Here is a 22,097-nt window from a genome sequence, read left to right on the forward strand (position 1 = left end):
GGTGCTGTCGACGCCCCCGGACGTGGCCGACCGGTTCGTCGACCACGTGCGTACCGCGCTGGCACGGGTCGTCGGTGACCACCGGCTCGTGGGTCTGGGCGTCGTCGTTCCCGGTCTGGGTCGACCACCGCACGGGCACGGCGGTGTGGTCCGCCAACCTCAGGTGGCGGGACCTGCCCCTGCGCGACCTCGTCACCCGGGCGTCCGGCTCGCGAAAAGGCGTCGCCGTAGCCGTCGGGCACGACGTGCGAGCCGGCCTGGTGGGGGAGCACCGCTTCGGCGCGGCCCGGGCGGAGCAGGACGTGCTTTTCGTCGCGCTCGGCACCGGCCTGGCCTCGGCACTCCTGGTGGGTGGACGCCTGGTCGTGGGTTCACCCTGGTCCGGTGAGATCGGGCACGTGGTCGTGCGGCCGGGAGGGCCGGAGTGCGGTTGCGGCGCGCTTGGCTGTCTGGAGGCCGTCGCGGGCGCGGGGGCGCTCGCCCGGCGTTGGCTCCAGATCACCGGCCGCCCGGGCGACGCGCAGGTCGTCGCCGAACAGGCCGCCGCGGGGGAGCCTGTCGCGGTCGAGCTGTGGTGCGAGGCGATCAACGCTCTCAGCGCCGTCCTGGCCCCGGTCGTCGCTGCCACCGGAACGCAGCTGGTGCTGGTGGGAGGGGGTCTGTCCAACGCGGGTGCCCAGCTGCTCGGGCCCCTCGACACAGCCCTGCACGAGAGGCTTCCGGGACAGCGGATCCGGGTCGCGCGCGCAGGACTGGGCGACCGGGCCGCCGCGCTGGGGGCCGCGGCCCTGGCCCTGGACGAGGTGTCCAGGAACGGTCGGTCGATGTCGCTGTGATCATAACCCTCACGCCCAACCCGGCGATCGACGTCACCTATCGGGTCCCGTCCCTCCGTCCCGGCGCCTCCCACCGGATCACCGACCTCCACCGACGTCCGGGAGGCAAGGGAGTGAATGCGGCCGGTGTCCTTGCGCGGGTCCGTGGAACGCAGCGAGGGTCGGCTGCCGTCACCTGTGCCTCCGCCGTGGATGAGGCATCCAGAGCCTGGTGGGACTCCGACCTGGCTGCCCGTGGCATCCGACCGGAGACGGTCGCGGTGGCCCCGCCCTGGCGGACCCGCACCAGCACGACCGTCGTCCAGGACGATGGCACGGCCACGGTTCTCAACGAGGCTGGTGACACCCCCGACGAGCAGGTGTGGCGCGGACTGGTGGAGCGCGTGTCCGGCCTCGGTGCTGCGGCCCGCGGGGCGACAGGTCCGAGGGCGGGGCGGGCTGTGCTCGCCATCTGCGGCAGCCTGCCGGGCGCCGCTCAGGACTCTCCGCCCGGATCGCTGCTCGAGCTGGCCGCCCGCTTCGGCGGCGTGGGGGCACTCGTGGTCGACGGATCGGGACCGTGGTTGACCGCGGTGTTGGCCACCCGCCCCGCCCTGGTCAAGCCCAACGCGGACGAGGCCGCTGCAACGACAGGTGAGGACGACCCCTTGAGGGCCGCTGAAGCACTCGTCAGGTCAGGCGCCAGGGCAGCCATGGTCAGCGCCGGCGCGGACGGGCTCGTCCTCGTCCTGGACGACGGCAGGCGCTGGAGCGGCCGTCCCGGTCGGGTTCTTCGGGGCAACCCCACCGGCGCCGGTGACGCTGCGACTGCCGCCGCGGCGTCATACCTGGCTCAGCACGATCCTGCCGACGACCCGGAGGCGCTGCTGCGGCAGGTGGTCGCCTGGTCCGGCGCCGCCGTCCTGCACCCTCACGCCGGCGATCTCGATCCCGACCACCTGTCCGAGCTTGGTGCCCTCGCCGGCATCGAGCGAATCTGAACGTCGAAGGAGAGACCGTGCCCCTGCAGCCTCTGCACACCGTGCTCGCTCAGGCCCGGACCGAGGGCCGTGCCGTCGGTGCGTTCAACGTCGTCCAGCTGGAGCACGCCGAGGCCTATGCCGACGCGGCCGAACGTGCGGGCCTGCCCGTGGTGATGCAGATCAGTGAGAACTGTGTGCGCTACCACGGTGCGCTCGCCCCGCTCGCCCGCGCCGTGGTCGCCATCGCCGACGCCTGCGCGCAGCACGTCGTCGTCCACCTGGATCACGCGGAGGACGTGTCGCTCGTGGCGCAGGCGCTCGACCTCGGGATGACGTCGGTGATGTACGACGGTTCGCGGTTGCCGGACGAGGAGAACCGCAGCGTCACCGCCGAGGTCGTGCGCCGCTGCCACTCGGCGGGGGTCAGCGTCGAGGCCGAGCTCGGCGAGGTCGGGGGCAAGGACGGTGTCCACGCGCCGGGGGCACGCACGGACCCGCAGGAGGCCGCGCGCTTCGTGGCCGACACCGGCATCGACGCCCTGGCCGTCGCCGTCGGCAGCTCGCACGCGATGACCGAGCGGGTCGCCACCCTCGACGAGGGACTCATCGCGACGATCGCCGGACGGGTCGGGGTACCGCTGGTGCTCCACGGTTCCTCGGGCGTTCCCGACCAGGGCCTGCAGGGGGCCGTGCGAGCCGGGATGACCAAGGTCAACATCGCCACCCACCTCAACGTCGTCTTCACCCGGGCGCTGCAGGAGGTCCTGGCCGAACGCCCCACGGTGGACACCCGCAAGTATCTCGGCCCCGCCCGGGAGGCGGTCGCCGAGGAGAGCGCTCGCCTGCTGCGGCTGCTCGCCGACGCGCGTCGCTGACCGGGCCGGGCGACGGGCCGCAGCAGAGGCGGGCCACCACCCCCCTGTCGTGACAGCGCCGTCAGGACAGGACGATGCTCCGCGTGAGGTTGCGCGGCTGGTCGGGGTCGACACCCGCGAGCTCGGCGCGGACCACGCAGTAGCGGTGGACGCGTACCAGCTCGGCCATGGGGTCGACCCCCGGGTGAGTGACCAGCTCGGCTCCCGTGGCGGTGACGGAGTCGGCCAGGCCCTCGGGCAGCTCGTCGAGCGTCCAGACGGCGCGGCCCGGTGCCGCGATCGAGATCGGGCCGTGCCGGTACTCCATGGCCGGGTACGCCTCGGTCCAGAACTGCACCGACTCCCGCAGCTTGAGCCCAGCTTCGTTCGCCAGGCCTACGCTCCAGCCACGGCCCAGAAAGGTGACCTGCTCGACCTCCGTCAAGGAGGCCGGAAAGAGGTCCTCTCGGGGGATCCGGAGGATCTCGCGTGCGTCGGCGATCGCAGCTGAGAGGTCGTCACCGACGGAGAGCCGCAGAAGCCCGAGTGCTGCCGTGGCGAAGCGGGTCTGGACGACGCTCTGCTCGTCGGCGAAGTCGAGCAGCACGCACTCCTGGGCCTGCTCGGCCACCTGGGTCCCTGGCGTGGCAACGATGGCGACGTGCGGAACGCCCCGCTCCCGGAGGTCGCGCATGACCTCGATGACCTCGGTGGTGGTGCCCGACCGGGTGATGAGGACCACCTTGTCGTAGTCGCGCTCGCGCGGGAACTCGCTGGCGGCGAACGCGTCGGTCACGCCGTGACCCCGGGACTCCCGTAGCGCGGCATACGCCTGCGCCATGAACCACGAGGTGCCGCAACCGACGGCTGCAACCCGCTGGCCACGCGCGGGCAGAGGTGGGAGGAGCGTCTCGCTGCGGTCGACCACCTCGGCCCACACGTCCGGCTGCGTCGACAGTTCGGTCTCCAGGTGACTGGTCACGATACTCCCTTGCTTGACGTTTCCTGATGTATTCAGGCCCCTTAGCATCACTTGATTGCGTTCAGACGTCAAGTGTTCTGCCGTCCTCCCCGCCCGTCGCGCCACCCACGCCCATAGACCGATCTTGACTCAAACGTGACCCGATGCTTCACGTTCGCTCTTGTGATCGTGGGTCAGGCAGGGGTATGTTCGTCCGGTCCTGGGCCTCGACCACGTGGGCCGGACGTGAGAGGAGAGCCAATGAAGACTTCTTTGAGGGCCGCGCTGGCCACCACCTCGGTGGCGTCGGTGCTCGTCCTGAGCGCCTGCGGCGGAGGGACGGGAGCCGGGTCCGCCGGTGGTGGCGACGGAGACGACAGCACCGGCGGCGAGGACGAGCCCCAGACGATCAAGCTCGTCGCGGCCGAGTACTCCGCCAGCAACACCAAGGCGTTCTGGGACCAGTTCGCCGAGACCTACAACGAGACGACCGGGCACACCCTGGAGGTCCAGGTCATCAGCTGGGACAACATCGACCAGCAGGCCTCGACCATGATCCAGAACAACCAGGCGCCGGACATCCTGAACCTGAACGTCTACGCCAGCTACGCGGCCGACGACCTGCTCTGGAGCGCGGAGGAGGTGCTTCCGGCTGAGGCGCAGGAAGACATTCTGGACACCTTCGTCGAGTACGGCACCTACGACGGCAAGTTCTACGGCTTCCCCGACCTGGCCAGTGCCCGTGCCCTGTTCTACAACGCCGACCTTTTCGAGCAGGCCGGCATCGACGGGGCGCCCACGACGTGGGACGAGCTCAAGGAAGACGCAGCGGCCGTCGCGGACCTGGGTGACGGCAACGTCGGATACGCACTCCCGCTCGGTCCGGAGGAGGCGCAGGGGGAGTTCTCGATGTGGTTGTACAACAACGGTGGGACCTGGAAGGACGGGGACACCTGGACGATCAACAGCCCGGAGAACGTCGAGACTCTGGAGTTCATGAAGACGCTGGCGGACGGGGGGGTTGACGCAGAACAACCCCGCGCGAAGCAACCGGGCGGACGCCTTCGACCTGTTCAAGTCCGGGAAGGCCGGCATGGTCGTCGGCTTCAGCCCGCTCGCCACGCAGCTGGACGAGGAGGACCGGGTGGACTACGAGGTCGCCCCGTTCCCGACCAACGACGGCTCCGAGAGCAAGACCTTCGGCGTCACCGACTACCTCATGGCCTTCAAGAAGGACGGCAATCAGGAGGCGGTCCGGGCGTTCTACGAGCTCTACTACCAGGAGGACCAGGTCAACACCTTCATCGAGAACGAAGGCTTCCTGCCGGTCACCGAGTCCGGCCTCGAGTACTTCGCCGATGACGAGGACCTGCAGGTGTACCTGGACACGCTGCCGAACGCGCGGTTGACCCCCACCGACGACCCGACCTGGGACAGCGTCAAGCTGGCGGTTCAGCAGAACCTGGGTCTCGCGCTGGGCGACAAGGGCCCGCAGGCCACCCTGGACGACCTGCAGCAGACCGCCGAGTCCGCCGGCGACTGATGACGGCTCCCGTGTCTGGACCGTCGGCGCCCGCCCCCGCGGGCGCCGACGGTGCACGGTCGCGGCGGCGGCGTCCGAACCGCCGAGGATCGATCCACCCGGCTCTGGCGCTGGTGTGGCTGGCGCCGTCGCTGCTCCTGATTCTCGGGGTCGTTCTGTACCCGGCGGTCAAACTCTTCCAGGCCTCGCTGTCGGAGTACTCGATCACCGGCCTGCGGCGGGGGGATGCAGGGTGGTCGAACTACCAGAACGTCCTGTCCCACCCACTGCTCGGCACGGTCGTCGTCAACACCGTCGTGTGGGTCGTCGCGGTCGTCCTGATCACCGTGGTCATCTCCCTCGCGCTGGCTCAGCTCCTGGTCAAGGACTTCCCGGGCCGACGGTTGGCGCGGTGGGCCCTGATCGTCCCGTGGGCTGCATCGGTCATCATCACCAGCCAGTTGTTCGTGCTGCTCTACGACTACAACTACGGGATGATCAACCACCTGTTGAAGTCGCTGGGACTGATCGACCAGTCCATCGAGTTCCTCGGGGACGACCGGCTGGTGCTTCCCTCCATGATCGCCGTTGGCGTGTTCGTGTCGTTGCCGTTCACGACCTTCGTCTTCATCGCCGGGCTCAACGCCATCCCTGAGGACGTCATGGAGGCGGCACGTGTCGACGGGGCCAGCGGGTGGCAACGCTATGCGAGCATCACCTTGCCGCTGCTGCGGCCCGCACTCATGGTCGCCTCGGTCCTCAACACGATCTACGTGTTCAACAACTTCCCCATCATCTACACCCTCAACGACCGCAACCCGGGCTTCGGCAACGACACGCTCATCACCTTCATGTACAAGTTGGCCTTCGAGAGCCAGGAGAAGGACGTGGGCATGTCCGCAGCTACGGGCGTGATCAACGTCCTGCTCATCCTCGTGGTCATCCTGATCTATCTCAAGGTCGTCAACTGGCGTGAGGAGACCAAATGACAGCCCTCCGCGAAGCGGCGTCGCTGGGGCCTGGCCGCGCTCGGCGGACTCGTGACCCTCTTCTTCCTGGCGCCCTACAGCGTCATGCTCATGAGTTCGCTGCGAACCAGTGGAGACGTCAAGACCACGCCGCCCACGTTCTTGCCTCGCGAGTGGCAGTGGGACACCTACGTCACCGTTCTCACGGACGAGCGTTTCCTTGCCTGGCTGCGCACCTCGCTCCTCGTGGCGGTGGCCTCCACCCTCATCGTCATCGCCGTCGCCATCCCCGCGGCCTACATGACGGCCCGTTACCGCTTCATCGGACGGACGCCTTTTCTCCTGCTCGTGCTGGTGACGCAGATGTTCAGCCCCACCGCCCTCGTCGTGGGCCTCTACCGGCAGTTCTTCGAGATGAACCTCGTCAACACGTTCGCGGCACTGATCATCGCGAACTCAGCCTTCAACCTGGCCTTCGCGGTGTGGATCCTGCACGGCTTCTTCTCCTCCATCCCGACGGAGGTGGAGGAGGCCGCCGAGCTCGACGGGAGCAGCCGGCTGCAGACGCTGTGGCGGGTCATGCTGCCGCTGACCCGCCCAGGGCTGGTGACGGCGACCATCTTCACCTTCATCGCCGCCTGGAACGAGTACGTCGTCGCGCTGACCCTGATGATCGACGACGCGAAGAAGCCCCTCACCGTCGGCATGAGGGCCTACATCACCGGCTACGAGCAGCACTGGGACCAGTTGTTCGCGGCCTCGGTGATCGCCGTCGTCCCGGTCGTCATCCTGTTCGCGATGATCGAGAAGCATCTGGTCGGCGGGCTGACCGCCGGCAGTGTCAAGTAGCACCCCGCCCGGCGAGCCCACACACCCCCCTACAGCGCCAGCGCCCGGTCCAGCCCCTCGGCCAGCCGGGCCACCGTGCCGTCGACGTCGCCCAGCTTGTCAAGGCCGAACAGGCCCAGGCGGAAGGTCGACCAGTCCTCCGGCTCGCCGCACATCAGCGGCACGCCGCCGGCGCCTGCAGGCCGACCTGGGCGAACTTCGCACCCGACTTCAGCCCCGGGTCGTCGGTGTGGACCACGACCACGGTGGGGGCGGCATACCCCTCCGCAGCGACCGAGGTGAAGCCGCGCTCGGCCAGCAGCGCCCGCACCCGGGAGCCCAGCTCGACCTGCGCCTCGCGCAGCGCCGGCAGCCCGCGCTGCGTCCCCTCGAGCATGACCTCGAGGTTGTGCGCCAGGGTGTCGGTCGGCATCGTGGCGTGGTAGGCATGCTTGCCCTCGACGTAGCCCTCGGAGATCGACAGCCACTTCTTCAGGTCGGCCGAGAAGCTGGTGGAGGTGGTGGCCTGGATCGCCTCGCGCGCCTCGGCGTTGACCATGACGTAGGCCGCGCCCGGGCTGCCGCTCCAGCCCTTCTGGGGCGCGGTGATGAGCACGTCGACACCGATGTCCGACATGTCGACCCACAGCGCCCCGGAGGCGATGCAGTCCAGCACGAACAGGCCGCCGGCCTCGTGCGTGGCCTGCGCGACCGTGCGCAGGTAGTCGTCGGGCAGCACGATGCCGGCGGAGGTCTCCACGTGCGCGGCGAGGACGATCTGCGGGTTGTGCTCCTTGATCGCGGCCGCGACCTCCTCGGCCGGCGGCGGCGCCCACGGCGAGGGGGAGGCGTCGGTGGTCGGGCGGGCGGTGAGCACGGTGACGTCCTCGGGGATGGCGCCCATGTCGAAGATCTGGGACCAGCGGTAGGAGAAGAAGCCGTTGCGCACCACGAGCGCGCGCCGACCGGTCACCAACTGGCGGGCCACGGCCTCCATGCCGTAGGTGCCGCCACCGGGGACGACCGCCACCGCGTCGGCGCCGTACGTGCTCCTCAGCACCTCGTTCAGCTGCTGCATCACGCCGACGAAGCGCTTCGACATGTGGTTGAGCGAGAGGTCGGTGAAGACGACGGAGTACTCGAGCAGGCCGTCGGGGTCGATGTCGGGGCGAGGGAGCGTCATGGGGCCACGGTATCGGGCCGGGGGGACGGACCGGGCGTGCGAGCGGTCGTCCCCGGCCGCCGACCCGGATCAGGTATGCCGTGGGAAGGCCTGCAGCATCGGCGCCGCCGCGCGCCGCACGGCCTCGGGCAGCCCGGCCGGCCCGGTGAGGTAGCGCTCGCCGGGGCGGGCCCCCGCCGTCGGCGGACGTCGATGCTCGGCGTCCTCCAGCGCGGCCAGGTCGGCGTGGCGCTCGTCGAAGAGCCCGAGCCGCACGGCCTCGTCGGCCTGCACGACGTGCCGTCCGTCGACCAGACGTTCGGCCTGCTCGTCCCCGACGATCCCGTGCAGCCGCCACCGGGTGAAGCCGTCCAGGACCATCCCGTGGTGGCCGAACGGGAAGACCAGCGACGGTGAGCCGACGGCCACCCTGCGGTCGCAGGCGGCCATGATCTCCACCCCGCCGCCCGCGGCGCCACCCTCCACCACCGCGACCACCTCCCGGTCGAGCGCGTGGATGCTCAGCAGCGCCGAGACCACCGCGTGGACGAACGTCTCGGCGTCGTCGGGTCCGGACCGGGCGTGCTGCAGGGCACCGAGGTCGGCCCCCGAGCAGAAGTAGCCCCCGGCCCCCACGACATACAGGGGCTCGGGCCCGTCCCCGACCTGGCGCACGAGCGCGCCCAGCTCCTGCCACATCGGCAGCGTGAGGGCGTTGCGGCGGTCGGGCCGGTCCAGGACCAGCGTCCGACCCAGGGAGGTGGTGCTCAGCCGGACCTCGGTCACGGGAGCCGGTGCTCGCGGTCGGGCACGTCGGTGACGAACATGTGCCCGGGCACGTGCGTGATCGCGAACGGCGGGCGCGAGGCCATGAGCGCCGCCTGCGGCGTCACCCCGCAGGCCCAGAACACCGGCACGTCGCCGGGCTGGGCCTCGATCGGCTCGCCGAAGTCGGGATCGTCCAGGTTCGCGATCCCCAGGCCCTCGGGCGCCCCGACGTGCACCGGTGCGCCGTGCACCGCGGGCATCCGCGCGGTCACCTGGACGGCGGTCGGCACCAGCGCGGCCGGGATCGGACGCATCGAGACGACGAGCTCCCCCGACAGCCGGCCGGCGGGACGGCACCGCCTGTTCGTCCGGTACATCGCCACGTTGCGCCCCTGCTCGATGTTGCGCACCGGCACCCCCGCGTCCAGCAGCGCCCGCTCGAAGCTGAACGAGCACCCGACCAGGAAGGCCACGAGGTCCTCGCGCCACAGGGCGGTGACGTCGGGCACCTCCTCGACCAGCTCGCCGTCGCGCCACACGCGGTACAGCGGCAGGTCCGTGCGCAGGTCCGCGCCCTCCGCCAGCGGGGTGTGCGGGGAGCCGGGCTCGGTCACGTCCAGCAGGGGCACGGGCCGGGGGTTGCGCTGGGCGAACAGGAGCATGTCCCAGGCCCAGTCGCGCGGCAGGACCACGAGGTTGGCCTGGGTGGACCCCGGCGCGTGCCCGCTGGTGGGGGAGACCAGGCCGTCGCGGTATGCCGCACGCGCGGCGGCGGGGGAGTCGAGGCCGCCGTCGGCGGGGGAGTCGAGGCCGCCGTGGGCCGGGGAGTCGATGCGGCCGTCGGGGGTGGGGGCGGACGTGGAGGCGGGGGCGGAGGTCATGCGGTCAGCTCCTGTCGGGCGAAGGCGGCGAGGATGGCGTCCTCGGAGTCGGTGAGATAGGTCTCCAGGGTGGCGGCCGCCTCCGGGAAGCGGGTGGCCATGAGCAGGTCGGCGATCAGGGCGTTGCGCTCCACGAACGGGCCGAACAGCTCGGCCGGGTGCTCGACGACGGCGAAGACGAGGCGCAGCTCGGCCATCAGCCGGCGCATGGTGGCGTCGAGCCGGGCGCTGCCGGCCAGCCCGACGAGGGACCGGTGGAAGCGCATGTTCGAGGTGCCCGTGTGCGGCCAGTCCGCCCGGGCGGCGGCCGCCCGGGCCTCGGCGACGGCGTCGGCGAGGGGCTGCATCCGCGGCACGTCGAGGGTGGTCAGCGCCCGGACGACCGCAGGCTCCAGGACACGACGCACCCGGTAGATGTCGCGCACGTCCAGCGGGCCGACCCGGGGGACGAAGACGCCCCGGTTGGGCTCGTGCACGAGCAGGCGGTCGTGCTCCAGCAGCCGGAACGCCTCGCGCACGGTGTTGCGCGAGACGCCGGACTCGGCCGCGACCCGGGTCTCGGAGACCTTGTCCCCGGGCTGCAGACGTCCGTCGGTGATCCAGTCGCCGACGAGGGTCACGACGGTCCCTGCCGCCGTGCGGGCCCGGCGAGCCCGCCCGCTGCCCTCGCTCCCTGGTCCCATGGCCCCGATCATCGACCACGGTCACGATTTGTTCAACAGCTCTGGACGGATCGTTGAACAATCACTACGCTCGTGCGGCATCCGGCCCGTTCCGGGGCCCCGCACAGGCAGGACCACGTCGATGGCAGAGCTGCACGACTCCCCGCACACCACGGCCGAGGCCGCGCGACCCGCGGCGACCGGCCGCGGCACCCTCCTGGGCGCGATCTTCCTCATGGCCACCTCGGCGATCGGTCCGGGCTTCATCACCCAGACGACCAACTTCACCGTGCAGCTGGGGGCGGCCTTCGCCTTCGCCATCCTCATCTCGATCCTCGTCGACATCGCGATCCAGACCAACGTGTGGCGGGTCATCGGGGTCTCGGGGATGCGGGCCCAGGAGCTGGGCAACGCCTCGCTGCCGGGCCTGGGCTACGTCATGGCCGCCCTGCTGCTCGTCGGCGGTCTCGTCTTCAACATCGGCAACGTCAGCGGCGCCGGCCTGGGCCTGAACATCATGACCGACCTCGACCCACGGATCGGGGCCGTCATCCTCGCCACGGTGGCGATCGGCATCTTCCTGTCCAAGCGGGCCGGGGTCGCGATGGACCGGATCGTGGTGCTGCTCGGGGCGGTGATGATCCTGCTGACCCTCTACGTGGCGGTCACCTCCGGCCCGCCGGTCGGCGACGCCCTGCGCAACTCGGTCCTGCCCGAGCAGGTCAGCGTGCTGGCCATCACCACCCTCATCGGCGGCACGATCGGCGGCTACATCATCTACGCCGGCGCCCACCGCCTGCTCGACGCCGGCGTCACCGGGGAGGCCCACCTGCGCGAGATCACCCGCAGCGCGGCGACCGGCATCATCGTCACCGGCGTCATGCGGGTCATCCTCTTCCTCGCGATCCTCGGCGTGGTCAGCACCGGCGCAGAGCTCGACCCGGCCAGCCAGGCCGCCAGCGCCTTCGAGGCCGCCGCCGGCAACGTCGGCTACCGCCTGTTCGGGGTCGTGTTCTCGGCCGCGGCGCTGACCAGCGTGATCGGCGTGTCCTACACGACGATCACCTTCCTCACCTCGAGGACGAAGACACCACCGCGCACGACCAACTTCCTGGTCGTCGGGTTCATCGTGCTCTCCACGGTGCTCTTCCTGGCCATCGGGGCGGCCCCGGCCCAGCTGCTCGTCTTCGCCGGCGCCTTCAACGGCATCCTGCTGCCCGTCGGCATCGGTGTCATGATGTGGGTGGCGTGGCGGCGTCGCGACCTGCTGCACGGCTACGAGTACCCGAAGTGGCTGGCCGGCATCGGCACCGTCGCGTGGCTGGTGACCATCTACCTGGCGGTCAACTCCATCCGGCCCGCCATCGAGCTCGTCACGGGGTGAACGACATGACCATCGGCACCATCGACCTGAACTCCGACCTCGGCGAGGGCCTGGGCAGCTGGTCCATGGGCGACGACGAGGCGCTGCTGTCCGTCGTCACCAGCGCCAACGTGGCCTGCGGCTTCCACGCGGGCGACCCGCCGATCATGCGGCAGGTCACCGCCCGGGCGGCCGAGCTGAAGGTCGCGGTCGGCGCGCACGTGGCCTACCGCGACCACACCGGGTTCGGGCGCCGGTTCATCGACATGGAACCCACCGTCCTGACCGACGAGGTGGTCTACCAGATCGGTGCGCTCGACGGCATGGCGCGCCGGCACGGCCACCGGGTCACCTACGTCAAGCCGCACGGCGGCCTCTACAACGCGATCGTCACCCACGAGGAGCAGGCACGCGCGGTCGTCCGGGCCGTCCAGGAGTTCGACGCGCACCTGGTGCTGATGGGCCTGCCCGGCTCGGTCGTCCTGCGCCTGGCCGAGGAGGCCGGGGTGCCGACCGCCCACGAGGCCTTCGCCGACCGCGCCTACACCCCCGAGGGCCACCTGGTCCCCCGCAGCCGGGAGGGCTCGGTCCTGCACGACCCGGAGGAGATCGCCCGCCGGTGCGTGGCGATGGCCACCGGTGAACCGATCACGGACGTCGACGGCGACCCGCTGACGCTGCGGCCGCACTCGATCTGCGTGCACGGCGACACCCCCGGAGCGGTCGAGATCGCCCGCCGCGTGCGGGAGGCCCTCGAGGGGGCCGGCGTCGCCCTGGCCCCGTTCGCCCCGGCGGACTGAGGTGCGCGTCCTGCCGAGCGGCTCGCGCGGGTTGCTGCTGGAGATGGACTCCCTGGAGGAGGTCCTGGAGCGGTACGCCGCCCTGAAGGACGTCGACCTGCCGGTCCTGGACCTGGTCCCGGCCGGGCGGACCATCCTCGTCGTCGCCGACCGCGGCACCGACCTGCGCGAGCTGGAGCAGACGGTCCGCGCGGTCCGCCCGGGCGGGCACACCGGCCCCGAGCGCGACCCGGTGGAGGTCCCGGTGCGCTACGACGGGGAGGACCTGCACGAGGCGGCCGAGCTGCTCGGCTGGTCGACCGAGGAGCTGGTCCGCCGCCACCAGGAGGAGGAGTGGACGGTCGCCTTCTGCGGCTTCGCCCCCGGTTTCGCCTACATCGCCGGCACCCGCTTCGACTGGGACACGCCCCGGCGCTCCTCCCCGCGCACGAAGGTGCCGCCCGGGGCGCTCGCCCTCGCGGGGGAGTTCACCGCCGTCTATCCGCGGGAGTCGCCCGGCGGGTGGCAGCTGGTCGGGCACGCGCTCGTGGAGATGTTCGACCTCGACCGCGACCCGCCCTCCCTGCTCCTGCCCGGCACCCCGGTCCGGTTCGTGGAGGCGTCATGAGCGGGTATGCCGCGGGTGCGGGGGTCGGGACGTGACCGCGCTGACCGTCGTCGAGGCCGGTCCGCTGACGACCGTGCAGGACTTCGGGCGGCTGGGGCAGGCCGCGCTGGGGGTCGGCCGCTCCGGGTGCTGCGACCGCGGGGCGCACCGGCTGGCCAACGCGCTCGTGGGCAACCACCCCACCCTGGCGACGCTCGAGGTCACCCTGGGCGGGCTGGTCCTGACGACCGACGAGGACGTCGTCGTCGTCACCACCGGAGCGCGGTGCCCGGGCGCGCCCCACCTGGCCCCCGCCTCCCTGCGGGCGGGGGAGGAGCTGCGCCTCGGCATACCCCAGGCCGGGCTGCGGACCTATGTCGCGGTCCGCGGCGGGATCGCCGTGGAGCCGGTGCTGGGCAGCCGGGCCACGGACGTGCTGTCCGGGCTCGGACCGAAGGTGGTCGAGGCGGGCGACCTGCTGCCGGTGGGGACCACGCCGCGGCCGGTCCCGGGGGTGGACGTGGCCCCCGTGCCCGAGCCGACGAACGACCTCCTCGTGGTGCCGGTGACCGCCGGACCGCGGCGCGACTGGTTCGAGGACGAGGCGTGGGAGCTGTTCCTGTCGCAGACCTACGTCGTGGATCCCAAGTCCAACCGGGTGGGCGTGCGGCTGGAGGGCACACCGCTGGAGCGGGAGCGCTCGGGCGAGCTGACGAGCGAGGGGATGCTGCGGGGGGCGGTGCAGATCCCGCCGTCGGGACAGCCGGTGCTCTTCCTGGCCGACCACCCGGTGACGGGCGGCTACCCGGTCATGGCGTACGTCGACGACGACGCCGTCGACCGGTGCGCCCAGCTGCGGCCGGGTCAGGAGGTCCGGTTCACCGCCCGGTCCGCCGGGGCCGACGCACCGTCCACGCGACGATAGGGTCTGCGTCGGGCCGCGGGGTGAGCGTGGTCAGGGACCAGGGAGGAAATGCGTGCGGGAGCAGACGTCCGGGTGGCCGGTGGAGGACACGGCATACGTCGACCCGAAGGTGCAGTGGCTGCTGCCGGTCGCCCGGCAGTCGCTGCGCCTCAACCTGCTGCCGGGGGAGCAGGTGCTCGGGGTGTTCCCCGTGACCCGCTTCCGACGGTCGGTGGCCCTGCTCGTCGTGACGGACCGCCGGCTGCTGACGCTGGGCGACCAGCACGTCGGCATGCCGGTCGTGGACGAGGTCGACCGTGCCCGCGTCACCGACGTCCGGATCGAGCGGCAGAAGGTGTTCAGCGCCGGTCTGGTGACGGCGGTCACGGACGAGGACGAGGTCAACCTGGGGACGTTGACCTTCACCGGGCAGACCTTCAACCGGCTGGAGGAGGTGCTCGCCCGCACCGGTTCCGGCGGCATGCCCGTGATCCCGGTGGTCGCACCGCCACTGGCCGGAGGAGACCGGGAGGACGGGTCGCCGCAGGACGACGTCCCCGCGCCGCGGCCCGGCGGCCCGCGGGCCCGGTCGGACCACCCGCTGGTGGTGCACCTGGCGGCGTTGGCCGACCTGCACGAGCGGGGAGCGCTGACCGACGAGGAGTTCGCCGCGGCCAAGGCACGGCTGCTGGCCGACCCGCAGGGGTGATCCGGCCCGCGGGTGCGGCTCACCAGGGCGGCGGGCCCCTCCTGATCGCGGCCAGGTTCTCCCTGGAGGACCGCCGGCCGGTGATGAGGTCGGAGGCGAGCCAGGTGACGCCCAGCTCGCCGTAGGACGCGACCCGCGCGTCCGTCAGGGCGGGGGCGTCGACGTAGAGGAAGACCTCGCCGGGCTCCTCGGCCACCTGGCGGTAGTAGGTCATCAGCGCCGCCAGGTCCGGGCCGTCCGGGTCCGGGTCGACGACGGGCATGAGCCCGTCCCACCGGCCGGCCCGGCGCACCGGCCGGCGGTTGGGCCAGAAGGCCGCCACGAGGATCGGGATGCGCGGCCGCTGCGCGGGGGTGGGCAGCAGGGCCACGTCGTCGACGTCGAAGAACTCGCCGTGGAAGGTGACCCGCTCGCCGCTCCAGAAGCGGGACAGCAGCTCCAGGGTCTCGTCGTAGCGCCGGCCCACCCGCCGGGGGTCCCACTCCTCGCCGAAGAGGTCGTACTCGGCGCGGCGGCCGAGCCCGACGCCCAGCACCACCCGTCCGCGGGAGAGGCGGTCCAGCGTCGCCAGGTCGCGGGCCAGCTGCCAGGGCTGGCGCCGTGCCGCCGGGACGATCCAGGTGCCCAGGGTGATCCGCTCGGTGCGGGTGGCGATGCCGGCCAGCGTGATGACCGGGTCGATCTGGGCGGCGTACGTCTCCGGGCGGAAGTGCTCCGGGTCACCGGCCCGCCCGAGCGCGTCCGGCGCGGCCGGCCAGACCAGCACGTCCCACATGAAGACGCCGTCCCACCCCGACTCCTCGGCGGCGACGGCATACTCCACCATCGCGGGGGCGTCGTCCCCGACCTCGGGGTTGGGCAGGATGAGCGCGTGTCGGGGCGACCGGGGGGTGGCGGTTCCGTGCGTCGGCTCCATCGCTTGCTCCTCGACCGGGGGTCCCGAGATGGGCAGCGACGCTACCAGTCACGGGGTGCCTCCGTTCTGCGTCAGGCCAGCCCCAGGTTGCGACCGATGATCTCCTTCATGATCTCGTTGGAGCCGGCCCAGATCGTGCTGACCCGGGCGTCCCGCCAGGCCCGGGCGACCCGGTACTCGTTCATGTAGCCGTAGCCGCCCCACAGCTGCACGCACTCGTCGAGCACGTCGTTCTGCATCCGCGAGGACCACCACTTCGCCTTCGCGGCGTCGACGCCGGTGAGCCGGCCCTCGGCGTGGGCCAGGACGCACTGGTCGACGAAGGCCCTGGTGACCTCGACCGCGGTGACCAGCTCGGCGATCCGGAACCGGGTGTGCTGGAAGGTCCCGATCGGGCGGCCGAACGCCTGCCGCTCCTTGGCGTAGTCGATCGTCTCGGTGAGGATCTGGGCGGCGTGGGCGGTGTTGGCGACCGCGGCCCCGACCCGTTCCTGGGGCAGTCGTTCCATCATGGCCACGAAGCCCTGACCCTGCGCGCCGAGGCGGTGGTGGTCCGGCACCCGGACGCCGTCGAAGAAGAGCTCGCAGGTGTCCGCCTCGTCCTGGCCCACCTTGTCGAGCTTGCCGCCCTTGGTGAACCCGGGCATGCCGGCCTCCAGCACGAACAGCGTGATGCCCCGGGCGCCCGCCGCGGGGTCCGTGCGGGCGGCGACGACGACCAGGTCGCACCGGTGGCCGTTGGTGATGAACGTCTTGGAGCCGTCGACCAGCCAGTCGCCGGACCCGTCCTGGGCGCGCACCGCGCTCGTGCGCAGCGCGGCCAGGTCGCTGCCGCCGGAGGGCTCGGTCATGGCGATGCCGACGACCTGCTCCCCGCTGGCGATGCCGGGGAGCCAGCGCGCCTTCTGCTCCTCGGTGCCGAGGTCGACGAGGTAGGGAGGACAGATGTCGGCGTGGATGCCGAAGCAGGAGGAGACCGCGAAGCTGAAGCGGGCCTGCTCCTCGGACAGGACCGCGTTGAAGCGGTAGTCCCCGGCGCCGGCACCGCCGTGCTCCTCGGGGATCTCCAGGCCGAAGAGCCCCTGGCGGCCCGCCTCGGTCCAGACGTCGGCGGGGATGGTCCGCTCCCGGACCATCTCCTCCGCCCGGGGCCGCAGCACGCGGTCGACGAACCCGCGGACCGAGGCCCGGAACGCCTCGTGGTCCTCGGTGAAGATGGTCCGTCGCATCGTGTCTCCTCCGGTCGGCCTGGCTCCAGTCTGGCCGATGCCGCCGACGCGCGCCGGGGTCGGCCCCGGAGGGCTGCCGGTCTGCCGGTCGGCCGGTCTACCAGCGGTGGTGGACGTGCTCCCGCGCGTGCCGGTCGTAGAGCCGTTCGTAGGCGGCCGCGTCCTCGGGGGCGGTGGGCGGCAGCGAGGCGGCGGCGGCGTTGGCGCGGGCCTGGTCGGGGGAGCTCGCCCCAGGGATGGCGGTGGTGACCCCGGGCTGGTCGACGATCCAGCGCAGGGCCCGCTGAGCGGGGGTGGAGCCCGCGGCCCCCTCGATCGCGGCAAACTCCCGGGCCGCCGCGACACCGACCTCGTAGGGCACCCCGGCGAAGGTCTCGCCGACGTCGAAGGCCTCACCGTGCCGGTTGAACTGGCGGTGGTCGTCGGCGGCGAAGGTGGAGGACTCGTCGAACTTGCCCGTGAGCAGGCCCGAGGCGAGGGGGACCCGGGCGATGATGCCCACGCCCGCCTCGGCGGCCGCCCCGGTGACCCGCTCCAGCGGTTTGCGGCGCAGGACGTTGAGGATGATCTGCACGGTGGCCACCCGGGGTCGGGCGATGGCCGACAGCGCCTCGTCGGCGGTCTCGACCGAGACGCCGTAGGCCTTCATCCGTCCCTCGTCGACCATCTCGTCGAGGGTGTCGAACAGGTCGTCCCGGGCGTAGACCGCCGGGGGGGGCAGTGCAGCTGGACCAGGTCCAGCGTGTCGTCGCCGAGCAGCTCGCGGGAGCGGTCGTTCCACCGGCGCAGGGCGTCGGGGGTGTACTGCTCGGCCTCGTGCGGGTCCGCCCGCCGGCCCATCTTGGTGGCGACCACGAACCCGGCCCGGCCGCGCCCGTGGACGAACCGGCCGACCAGGGACTCCGACCGGCCGTCGCCGTAGACGTCGGCGGTGTCGAGGAAGGTCACGCCGGCGTCGGCGGCGGCCGCGAGGATCTCCAGGGCCCGCTCCTCCGACACCTGCCCCCAGTCGGCGCCGAGCTGCCAGCAGCCCAGCCCGATCACGCTCAGCTCGCGGTCCAGACGCGGGACGGGACGGTGCTCCATACGACTCTCCTCAGTTTCCGGCACGGCGCTTGTTCCAGACGTCGAAGGCGACGGCCAGCAGCAGCACCAGGCCCTTGACGACCTGCTGGACCGACTGGTCGATGCCCATCAGCTGCATCCCGTTGCTCATGACCGCCATGATCAGGCCACCGATCATGGCACCGCCCACCCGGCCGATCCCACCGGTGACCGCGGCCCCGCCGATGAAGCAGGCGGCGATGGCGTCGAGCTCGAACATGTTGCCGGCCCCGGGCTGGGCACCGTTCATCCGGGAGGAGTAGACGATGCCGGCGACGGCCGCCAGCAGGCCCATGTTGACGAAGATGAGGAAGTTGACCTTCTTGACCTTCACGCCCGAGAGCTGGGCGGCGTGCAGGTTGCCGCCGATCGCGTAGACGTTGCGGCCGAAGACCGTCTTCTGGGTGATCAGCCCGTAGACCAGGACGAGGATGGCCAGCAGGATCAGCACGTTGGGCAGGCCGCGGCTGGAGGCGAGCTGGTAGGCGAACCACATGACGACGGCGGCGACGAAGACGGTCTTGAGGATGAAGAGCGGCAGCGCCACGACCTCCTGCTGGTAGGCGATGGCCGCGCGCCGGTTGCGCCAGGCGTTCACGGCATACCCCGCCACGGCGACGGCGAAGATGACCAGGGTGAAGACGTCCACGCCCCGTCCGCCGAGCAGCCCGTTCTGGAAGCCGTTGGCGATCTCGTAGTAGGTGCCGCCGAAGGGTGACAGCGAGATGTTGTCCAGGACCAGGAAGGTCAGCCCGCGGAAGATGAGCATCCCGGCGAGGGTGACGATGAAGGCGGGGATGCCGACGTAGGCGACCCAGAAGCCCTGCCACATCCCGGCCAGCACGCCGACCACCAGCGCGGCGAGCGCGCCGAGCCACCAGGGCTGGCCGTTCTGCACGACGACCACCGCGGAGGTCGCCCCGGTGAGGGCCACCAACGATCCCACCGACAGGTCGATGTGACCGCCGATGATGACGATGATCATGCCGATCGCCAGGATGAGGATGTAGGAGTACTGCAGGACGATGTTGGAGATGTTCCCCGGCGAGAGGAAGTTGGGGTGCAGCAGCGCGAACATCCCCACGATCACCACGAAGGCGAACAGGATCCCCTCTGGCGCAGGTTGTGGGTGAGGAGGTCCTTGAGGTTCATCGTCCCGGTCATCGGGCAGTCTCCTTCTCCATGGTCATGAGGGCCATGAGCCGTTCCTGGGTGGCTTCCTGCGTCGGGAGCTCACCGGTGATGCGCCCGGAGGCGAGGGTGTAGATGCGGTCGCAGACGCCGAGCAGCTCGGGCAGCTCGGAGGAGATGACCAGCACGCCCTTGCCCTCCCCGACCATCCGGTTGATGATCGTGTAGATCTCGAACTTGGCCCCGACGTCGATGCCGCGGGTGGGTTCGTCGAGGATGAGCACCTCGGGCTCGGTCATCAGCCACTTGGCGAGGACGACCTTCTGCTGGTTGCCGCCGGACAGCTTGCCGACGGGGGTGAGCACCGAGGGGGTCCTGGTGTTCAGGTCCTCGCGGTACTGGTTGGCGACCTTGAGCTCCTCGAGCCCGTTGACCCAGCCGGCGCGGGAGATCCTCGACAGGGCCGCCGCGGTCGTGTTGTGCCGGACGTCGTCGATGAGGTTCAGCCCGTAGCGCTTGCGGTCCTCGGTGGCGTAGGCCACGCCGGCCTCGATGGCGTCGGAGACGCTGCGCATGCGGACCTCCTCGCCGCGCAGGTAGGTCTTGCCGGAGACGTACCGGCCCCACGTGCGCCCGAAGATGCTCATCGCCAGCTCGGTGCGTCCGGCGCCCATGAGGCCGGCGATGCCGACGACCTCGCCGGCCCGCACGGTGAGGGAGGCGTCCTCGACGATCCGACGACCGGACTGGGTCGGGTGGTCCACGGTCCACCCCTCCACCCGGAACAGCTCCTCGCCGATCTGGGGCGTGCGCTCGGGGTAGCGGTGCTCCAGGTCGCGGCCGACCATGCCCCGGATGATCCGGTCCTGGGTCGAGGCGGGGTCGCTCATGTCGAGCGTCTCCACCGTGTGCCCGTCCCGGATGATCGTGGTGCGGTCGGCGATCTCGGCGATCTCGTTGAGCTTGTGCGAGATCATGATGCAGGTCACGCCCTGCTCGTTGAGCTGGCGCAGCAGGCCGAGGAGGTGCTCGGAGTCCCGGTCGTTCAGCGCGGCGGTGGGCTCGTCGAGGATCAGCAGCCGGACGTCCTTGGACAGGGCCTTGGCGATCTCGACCAGCTGCTGCTTGCCCACGCCCAGGTGCCCGATCTGGGTGACCGGCTGCTCGCGCAGGCCCACGCGCCTCATCAGCTCGGCCGCGTCGGCGTTGGTCTGGTGCCAGTCGATCAGCCCCAGGGTCCCCCGGCGCTCGTTGCCGAGGTACATGTTCTCGGCGACCGACAGGTGGGGGACCAGGGCCAGCTCCTGGTGGATGATGACGATGCCCTTCTCCTCGCTGTCGTTGATCCGGGAGAAGGACACCTCCTGCCCGTCCAGCAGGATCTGCCCGTCGTAGGTGCCGTGCGGGTAGACCCCGGAGAGCACCTTCATCAGCGTGGACTTGCCCGCGCCGTTCTCGCCGCAGATGGCGTGGATCTCGCCGCGTCGGACGTCGAGGCTGACGTTCTCGAGCGCCTTCACGCCGGGGAAGGTCTTGGTGATGTCCCGCATCTGCAGGATGGTGTCGGTCATGCGACGGTCCTCACTCGGGGCCGGTGGCGGATCTGGGGGCAGGGAGGGGTATGGGGTGTGCGCGGGCGCGGGCGCGGGCGAGAGACGCCGGTGCGGTCCCGCCGGCCCGGCCGCAGCTGCGGCCGGGCCGGCGGGTCGGGGTCACTCGGCGACGCCCGACTCGACCTCCTCGGCGGTCCAGTAGCCGGAGTCGACGAGCAGGCTCTGGATGTTGTCCTCGTAGACGATGTCCGACTCCAGGAGGAAGGACGGGACGACCTTGACGCCGTTGTCGTAGCTCTCGGTGTCGTTGGCCTCCGGCTCCGAGCCGCCCAGGAACGACTCCACCGTGACCACGGCCTGGTCGGCCAGCTTGCGGGTGTCCTTGAAGATGGTCGAGAACTGCACGTCGTCGGCGATCAGCTTGACCGAGGCGATCTCGGCGTCCTGACCGGTGACCACGGGCAGTCCGTCCTCGATGGTGTCGCCGTAGCCGGCGTTCTGCAGCGCGGTGATGATGCCGCGGGACAGCCCGTCGTAGGGGGACAGGACACCGGCGAGGGGCTCGCTGCCGCCGGCGTAGGAGCTGGTCAGCAGGTCCTCCATCCGGCGCTGGGCGGTCTCCTGCTGCCACCGGAGGGTGGCCGCCTGCTCGATGTCGGTCTGCCCGGACGGCACCTCCAGGACGCCGGAGTCCATGTAGGGCTGCAGCGTGTCCATCGCGCCGTCCCAGAAGAAGTGCGCGTTGTTGTCGTCCAGCGACCCGGCGAAGAGCTCGATGTTGAAGGGGCCCTCCTCGTCGGTCTCGTTGCCGTCCTTGTCGAGGATGCCCAGACCGACCAGCAGGGAGGTCGCCTGCTGGACGCCGACGTTGTAGTTGTCGAAGGTGACGTAGAAGTCGACGTTCTCGCTGTCCCGGATGAGACGGTCGTAGGAGATGACCGGGATGTCGGCCGCGGCCGCCGCGTCCAGCTGGCTGGACAGGGCGGTGCCGTCGATCGCGGCGATGACCAGGGCGTCGGCGCCGTTGGTGATCATCTGGTCGATCTGCTGGCTCTGGGTGGGGATGTCGTCGTTGGCGAACTGCAGGTCGACCTGGTAGCCGGCCTCCTCCAGGCCCGCCTGGACGGACTCGCCGTCGGCGATCCAGCGCTCGGACGTCTGCGTGGGCATGGCGACCCCGACGGTGACGTCCTCGCCGCCGGCGGCGGCCTCCCCACCGGTGGCCCCGGTGTCGTCGTCGCCGGTGTCGCCCGCGCCCTCGCCGCCGCAGGCGGTCAGTCCGAGGGCCAGGGTTCCGGCCGCTGCGATGGCGGTGATCCGCCGGATTCGAATGGACATGTTCACTCCTTGATGGTGGTGCGTGGGTCCTGCGTCGGTGGTGCGTGGGTCCTGCGTCGT

Annotated in this window: 21 protein-coding genes and 3 pseudogenes; 12 read left to right on the forward strand and 12 right to left on the reverse strand. The window is 71.2% G+C overall.

The window, feature by feature from the left end:
* Positions 1 to 74 precede the first annotated feature (74 nt).
* Genes ACQ95T_RS07510 through ACQ95T_RS07520 form a run of 3 tightly spaced genes read left to right on the forward strand, consistent with a single transcriptional unit; the run spans position 75 to position 2,673 of the window.
* The gene (locus ACQ95T_RS07510; protein WP_431473712.1) at positions 75 to 836 is read left to right on the forward strand and encodes an ROK family protein; all 762 of its coding nucleotides are present in this window, start codon (positions 75 to 77) and stop codon (positions 834 to 836) included.
* Positions 833 to 1,816 (forward strand): 1-phosphofructokinase family hexose kinase, encoded by a 984-nt coding sequence (locus ACQ95T_RS07515; protein ID WP_425940707.1) that lies wholly within the window; start codon positions 833 to 835, stop codon positions 1,814 to 1,816. The genes ACQ95T_RS07510 and ACQ95T_RS07515 overlap by 4 nt, the downstream gene beginning before the upstream one ends.
* Before the next feature lie 17 nt (positions 1,817 to 1,833).
* On the forward strand, positions 1,834 to 2,673 hold the full coding sequence (locus ACQ95T_RS07520) for a class II fructose-bisphosphate aldolase (protein WP_425940709.1): 840 nt from the start codon (positions 1,834 to 1,836) through the stop codon (positions 2,671 to 2,673).
* A gap of 61 nt (positions 2,674 to 2,734) precedes the next feature.
* Here ACQ95T_RS07520 and ACQ95T_RS07525 read toward each other — a convergent pair whose 3' ends face one another.
* A complete protein-coding gene (locus ACQ95T_RS07525) occupies positions 2,735 to 3,634 on the reverse strand; it encodes an SIS domain-containing protein (RefSeq protein ID WP_425940711.1) in 900 nt (299 codons plus the stop codon).
* 240 nt (positions 3,635 to 3,874) lie between these two features.
* Here ACQ95T_RS07525 and ACQ95T_RS07530 point away from each other — a divergent pair.
* The 4 genes and pseudogenes from ACQ95T_RS07530 to ACQ95T_RS07545 form a co-directional block, all read left to right on the forward strand.
* A pseudogene (locus ACQ95T_RS07530) lies at positions 3,875 to 4,567 on the forward strand (ABC transporter substrate-binding protein); the annotation flags it as partial.
* Between the two features lie 67 nt (positions 4,568 to 4,634).
* Positions 4,635 to 5,156 (forward strand): extracellular solute-binding protein, encoded by a 522-nt coding sequence (locus ACQ95T_RS07535; protein ID WP_431473713.1) that lies wholly within the window; start codon positions 4,635 to 4,637, stop codon positions 5,154 to 5,156.
* Between the two features lie 113 nt (positions 5,157 to 5,269).
* Positions 5,270 to 6,124 (forward strand): carbohydrate ABC transporter permease, encoded by an 855-nt coding sequence (locus ACQ95T_RS07540; RefSeq protein ID WP_425940715.1) that lies wholly within the window; start codon positions 5,270 to 5,272, stop codon positions 6,122 to 6,124.
* Positions 6,125 to 6,175: 51 nt separating this feature from the next.
* Positions 6,176 to 6,952, forward strand: coding sequence for a carbohydrate ABC transporter permease (locus ACQ95T_RS07545; RefSeq protein WP_431473714.1), 777 nt, complete (start codon positions 6,176 to 6,178; stop codon positions 6,950 to 6,952).
* Between the two features lie 29 nt (positions 6,953 to 6,981).
* Here the strand turns inward: ACQ95T_RS07545 and ACQ95T_RS07550 are convergent, their stop codons facing one another.
* The 5 genes from ACQ95T_RS07550 to ACQ95T_RS07570 form a co-directional block, all read right to left on the reverse strand.
* Positions 6,982 to 7,107 (reverse strand): hypothetical protein, encoded by a 126-nt coding sequence (locus tag ACQ95T_RS07550; RefSeq protein WP_431473715.1) that lies wholly within the window; start codon positions 7,105 to 7,107, stop codon positions 6,982 to 6,984.
* Positions 7,107 to 8,114: an aminotransferase class V-fold PLP-dependent enzyme gene (locus ACQ95T_RS07555; protein ID WP_431473716.1), complete on the reverse strand. Its 1,008-nt coding sequence runs from the start codon at positions 8,112 to 8,114 to the stop codon at positions 7,107 to 7,109. Before ACQ95T_RS07555 ends, ACQ95T_RS07550 begins: the two co-directional genes overlap by 1 nt.
* A 69-nt stretch (positions 8,115 to 8,183) precedes the next feature.
* On the reverse strand, positions 8,184 to 8,879 hold the full coding sequence (locus ACQ95T_RS07560) for an enoyl-CoA hydratase/isomerase family protein (RefSeq protein WP_425940721.1): 696 nt from the start codon (positions 8,877 to 8,879) through the stop codon (positions 8,184 to 8,186).
* Positions 8,876 to 9,742 (reverse strand): putative hydro-lyase, encoded by an 867-nt coding sequence (locus ACQ95T_RS07565; protein WP_425940723.1) that lies wholly within the window; start codon positions 9,740 to 9,742, stop codon positions 8,876 to 8,878. The genes ACQ95T_RS07560 and ACQ95T_RS07565 overlap by 4 nt, the downstream gene beginning before the upstream one ends.
* Positions 9,739 to 10,425 (reverse strand): GntR family transcriptional regulator, encoded by a 687-nt coding sequence (locus tag ACQ95T_RS07570; protein ID WP_425940725.1) that lies wholly within the window; start codon positions 10,423 to 10,425, stop codon positions 9,739 to 9,741. Before ACQ95T_RS07570 ends, ACQ95T_RS07565 begins: the two co-directional genes overlap by 4 nt.
* A gap of 121 nt (positions 10,426 to 10,546) precedes the next feature.
* On the opposite strand from ACQ95T_RS07570, the gene ACQ95T_RS07575 reads away from it, so the two are divergent.
* The 5 genes from ACQ95T_RS07575 to ACQ95T_RS07595 are packed head-to-tail and all read left to right on the forward strand — an operon-like array spanning position 10,547 to position 14,766.
* A complete protein-coding gene (locus ACQ95T_RS07575; protein ID WP_425940727.1) occupies positions 10,547 to 11,788 on the forward strand; it encodes an NRAMP family divalent metal transporter in 1,242 nt (413 codons plus the stop codon).
* A gap of 5 nt (positions 11,789 to 11,793) precedes the next feature.
* A complete protein-coding gene (locus ACQ95T_RS07580) occupies positions 11,794 to 12,567 on the forward strand; it encodes a LamB/YcsF family protein (protein WP_425940729.1) in 774 nt (257 codons plus the stop codon).
* 1 nt (position 12,568) lies between these two features.
* Entirely contained in the window at positions 12,569 to 13,174 is a 606-nt protein-coding gene (locus ACQ95T_RS07585) for a 5-oxoprolinase subunit B family protein (RefSeq protein ID WP_425940731.1), read from the forward strand.
* A gap of 31 nt (positions 13,175 to 13,205) precedes the next feature.
* On the forward strand, positions 13,206 to 14,078 hold the full coding sequence (locus ACQ95T_RS07590; protein WP_425940733.1) for a biotin-dependent carboxyltransferase family protein: 873 nt from the start codon (positions 13,206 to 13,208) through the stop codon (positions 14,076 to 14,078).
* A gap of 52 nt (positions 14,079 to 14,130) precedes the next feature.
* Positions 14,131 to 14,766, forward strand: a complete 636-nt coding sequence (locus ACQ95T_RS07595) for an SHOCT domain-containing protein (protein WP_425940734.1) — start codon at positions 14,131 to 14,133, stop codon at positions 14,764 to 14,766.
* Between the two features lie 19 nt (positions 14,767 to 14,785).
* Here ACQ95T_RS07595 and ACQ95T_RS07600 read toward each other — a convergent pair whose 3' ends face one another.
* The 6 genes and pseudogenes from ACQ95T_RS07600 to chvE form a co-directional block, all read right to left on the reverse strand.
* Complete coding sequence (locus tag ACQ95T_RS07600; RefSeq protein WP_425940735.1) at positions 14,786 to 15,682, reverse strand: LLM class flavin-dependent oxidoreductase; 897 nt, start codon at positions 15,680 to 15,682, stop codon at positions 14,786 to 14,788.
* Positions 15,683 to 15,753: 71 nt separating this feature from the next.
* A complete protein-coding gene (locus ACQ95T_RS07605) occupies positions 15,754 to 16,911 on the reverse strand; it encodes an acyl-CoA dehydrogenase family protein (protein ID WP_425940737.1) in 1,158 nt (385 codons plus the stop codon).
* 97 nt (positions 16,912 to 17,008) lie between these two features.
* A pseudogene (locus ACQ95T_RS07610) lies at positions 17,009 to 17,997 on the reverse strand (aldo/keto reductase).
* Between the two features lie 10 nt (positions 17,998 to 18,007).
* Positions 18,008 to 19,179, reverse strand: a pseudogene (mmsB, locus tag ACQ95T_RS07615) (multiple monosaccharide ABC transporter permease).
* A complete protein-coding gene (gene mmsA, locus ACQ95T_RS07620; RefSeq protein WP_425940742.1) occupies positions 19,176 to 20,717 on the reverse strand; it encodes a multiple monosaccharide ABC transporter ATP-binding protein in 1,542 nt (513 codons plus the stop codon). The pseudogene mmsB and the gene mmsA overlap by 4 nt, the downstream one beginning before the upstream one ends.
* Positions 20,718 to 20,858: 141 nt before the next feature.
* On the reverse strand, positions 20,859 to 22,037 hold the full coding sequence (chvE, locus tag ACQ95T_RS07625; protein ID WP_425940744.1) for a multiple monosaccharide ABC transporter substrate-binding protein: 1,179 nt from the start codon (positions 22,035 to 22,037) through the stop codon (positions 20,859 to 20,861).
* Between the last annotated feature and the right edge of the window lie 60 nt (positions 22,038 to 22,097).

The sequence above is a fragment of the Ornithinimicrobium carbonis genome (genome assembly GCF_050703245.1).
Taxonomy (GTDB): domain Bacteria; phylum Actinomycetota; class Actinomycetes; order Actinomycetales; family Dermatophilaceae; genus Ornithinicoccus.

What these genes read in the sequence shown, in the direction of transcription:
- ACQ95T_RS07550 (WP_431473715.1), bottom strand. Translation starts at nt 7,107, where the DNA reads ATGTGCGGCGAGCCGGAGGACTGGTCGACCTTCCGCCTGGGCCTGTTC.
- ACQ95T_RS07555 (WP_431473716.1), bottom strand. Translation starts at nt 8,114, where the DNA reads ATGACGCTCCCTCGCCCCGACATCGACCCCGACGGCCTGCTCGAGTAC.
- ACQ95T_RS07565 (WP_425940723.1), bottom strand. Translation starts at nt 9,742, where the DNA reads ATGACCTCCGCCCCCGCCTCCACGTCCGCCCCCACCCCCGACGGCCGC.
- ACQ95T_RS07570 (WP_425940725.1), bottom strand. Translation starts at nt 10,425, where the DNA reads ATGGGACCAGGGAGCGAGGGCAGCGGGCGGGCTCGCCGGGCCCGCACG.
- ACQ95T_RS07575 (WP_425940727.1), top strand. Translation starts at nt 10,547, where the DNA reads ATGGCAGAGCTGCACGACTCCCCGCACACCACGGCCGAGGCCGCGCGA.
- ACQ95T_RS07580 (WP_425940729.1), top strand. Translation starts at nt 11,794, where the DNA reads ATGACCATCGGCACCATCGACCTGAACTCCGACCTCGGCGAGGGCCTG.
- ACQ95T_RS07600 (WP_425940735.1), bottom strand. Translation starts at nt 15,682, where the DNA reads ATGGAGCCGACGCACGGAACCGCCACCCCCCGGTCGCCCCGACACGCG.
- ACQ95T_RS07605 (WP_425940737.1), bottom strand. Translation starts at nt 16,911, where the DNA reads ATGCGACGGACCATCTTCACCGAGGACCACGAGGCGTTCCGGGCCTCG.
- mmsA (WP_425940742.1), bottom strand. Translation starts at nt 20,717, where the DNA reads ATGACCGACACCATCCTGCAGATGCGGGACATCACCAAGACCTTCCCC.
- chvE (WP_425940744.1), bottom strand. Translation starts at nt 22,037, where the DNA reads ATGTCCATTCGAATCCGGCGGATCACCGCCATCGCAGCGGCCGGAACC.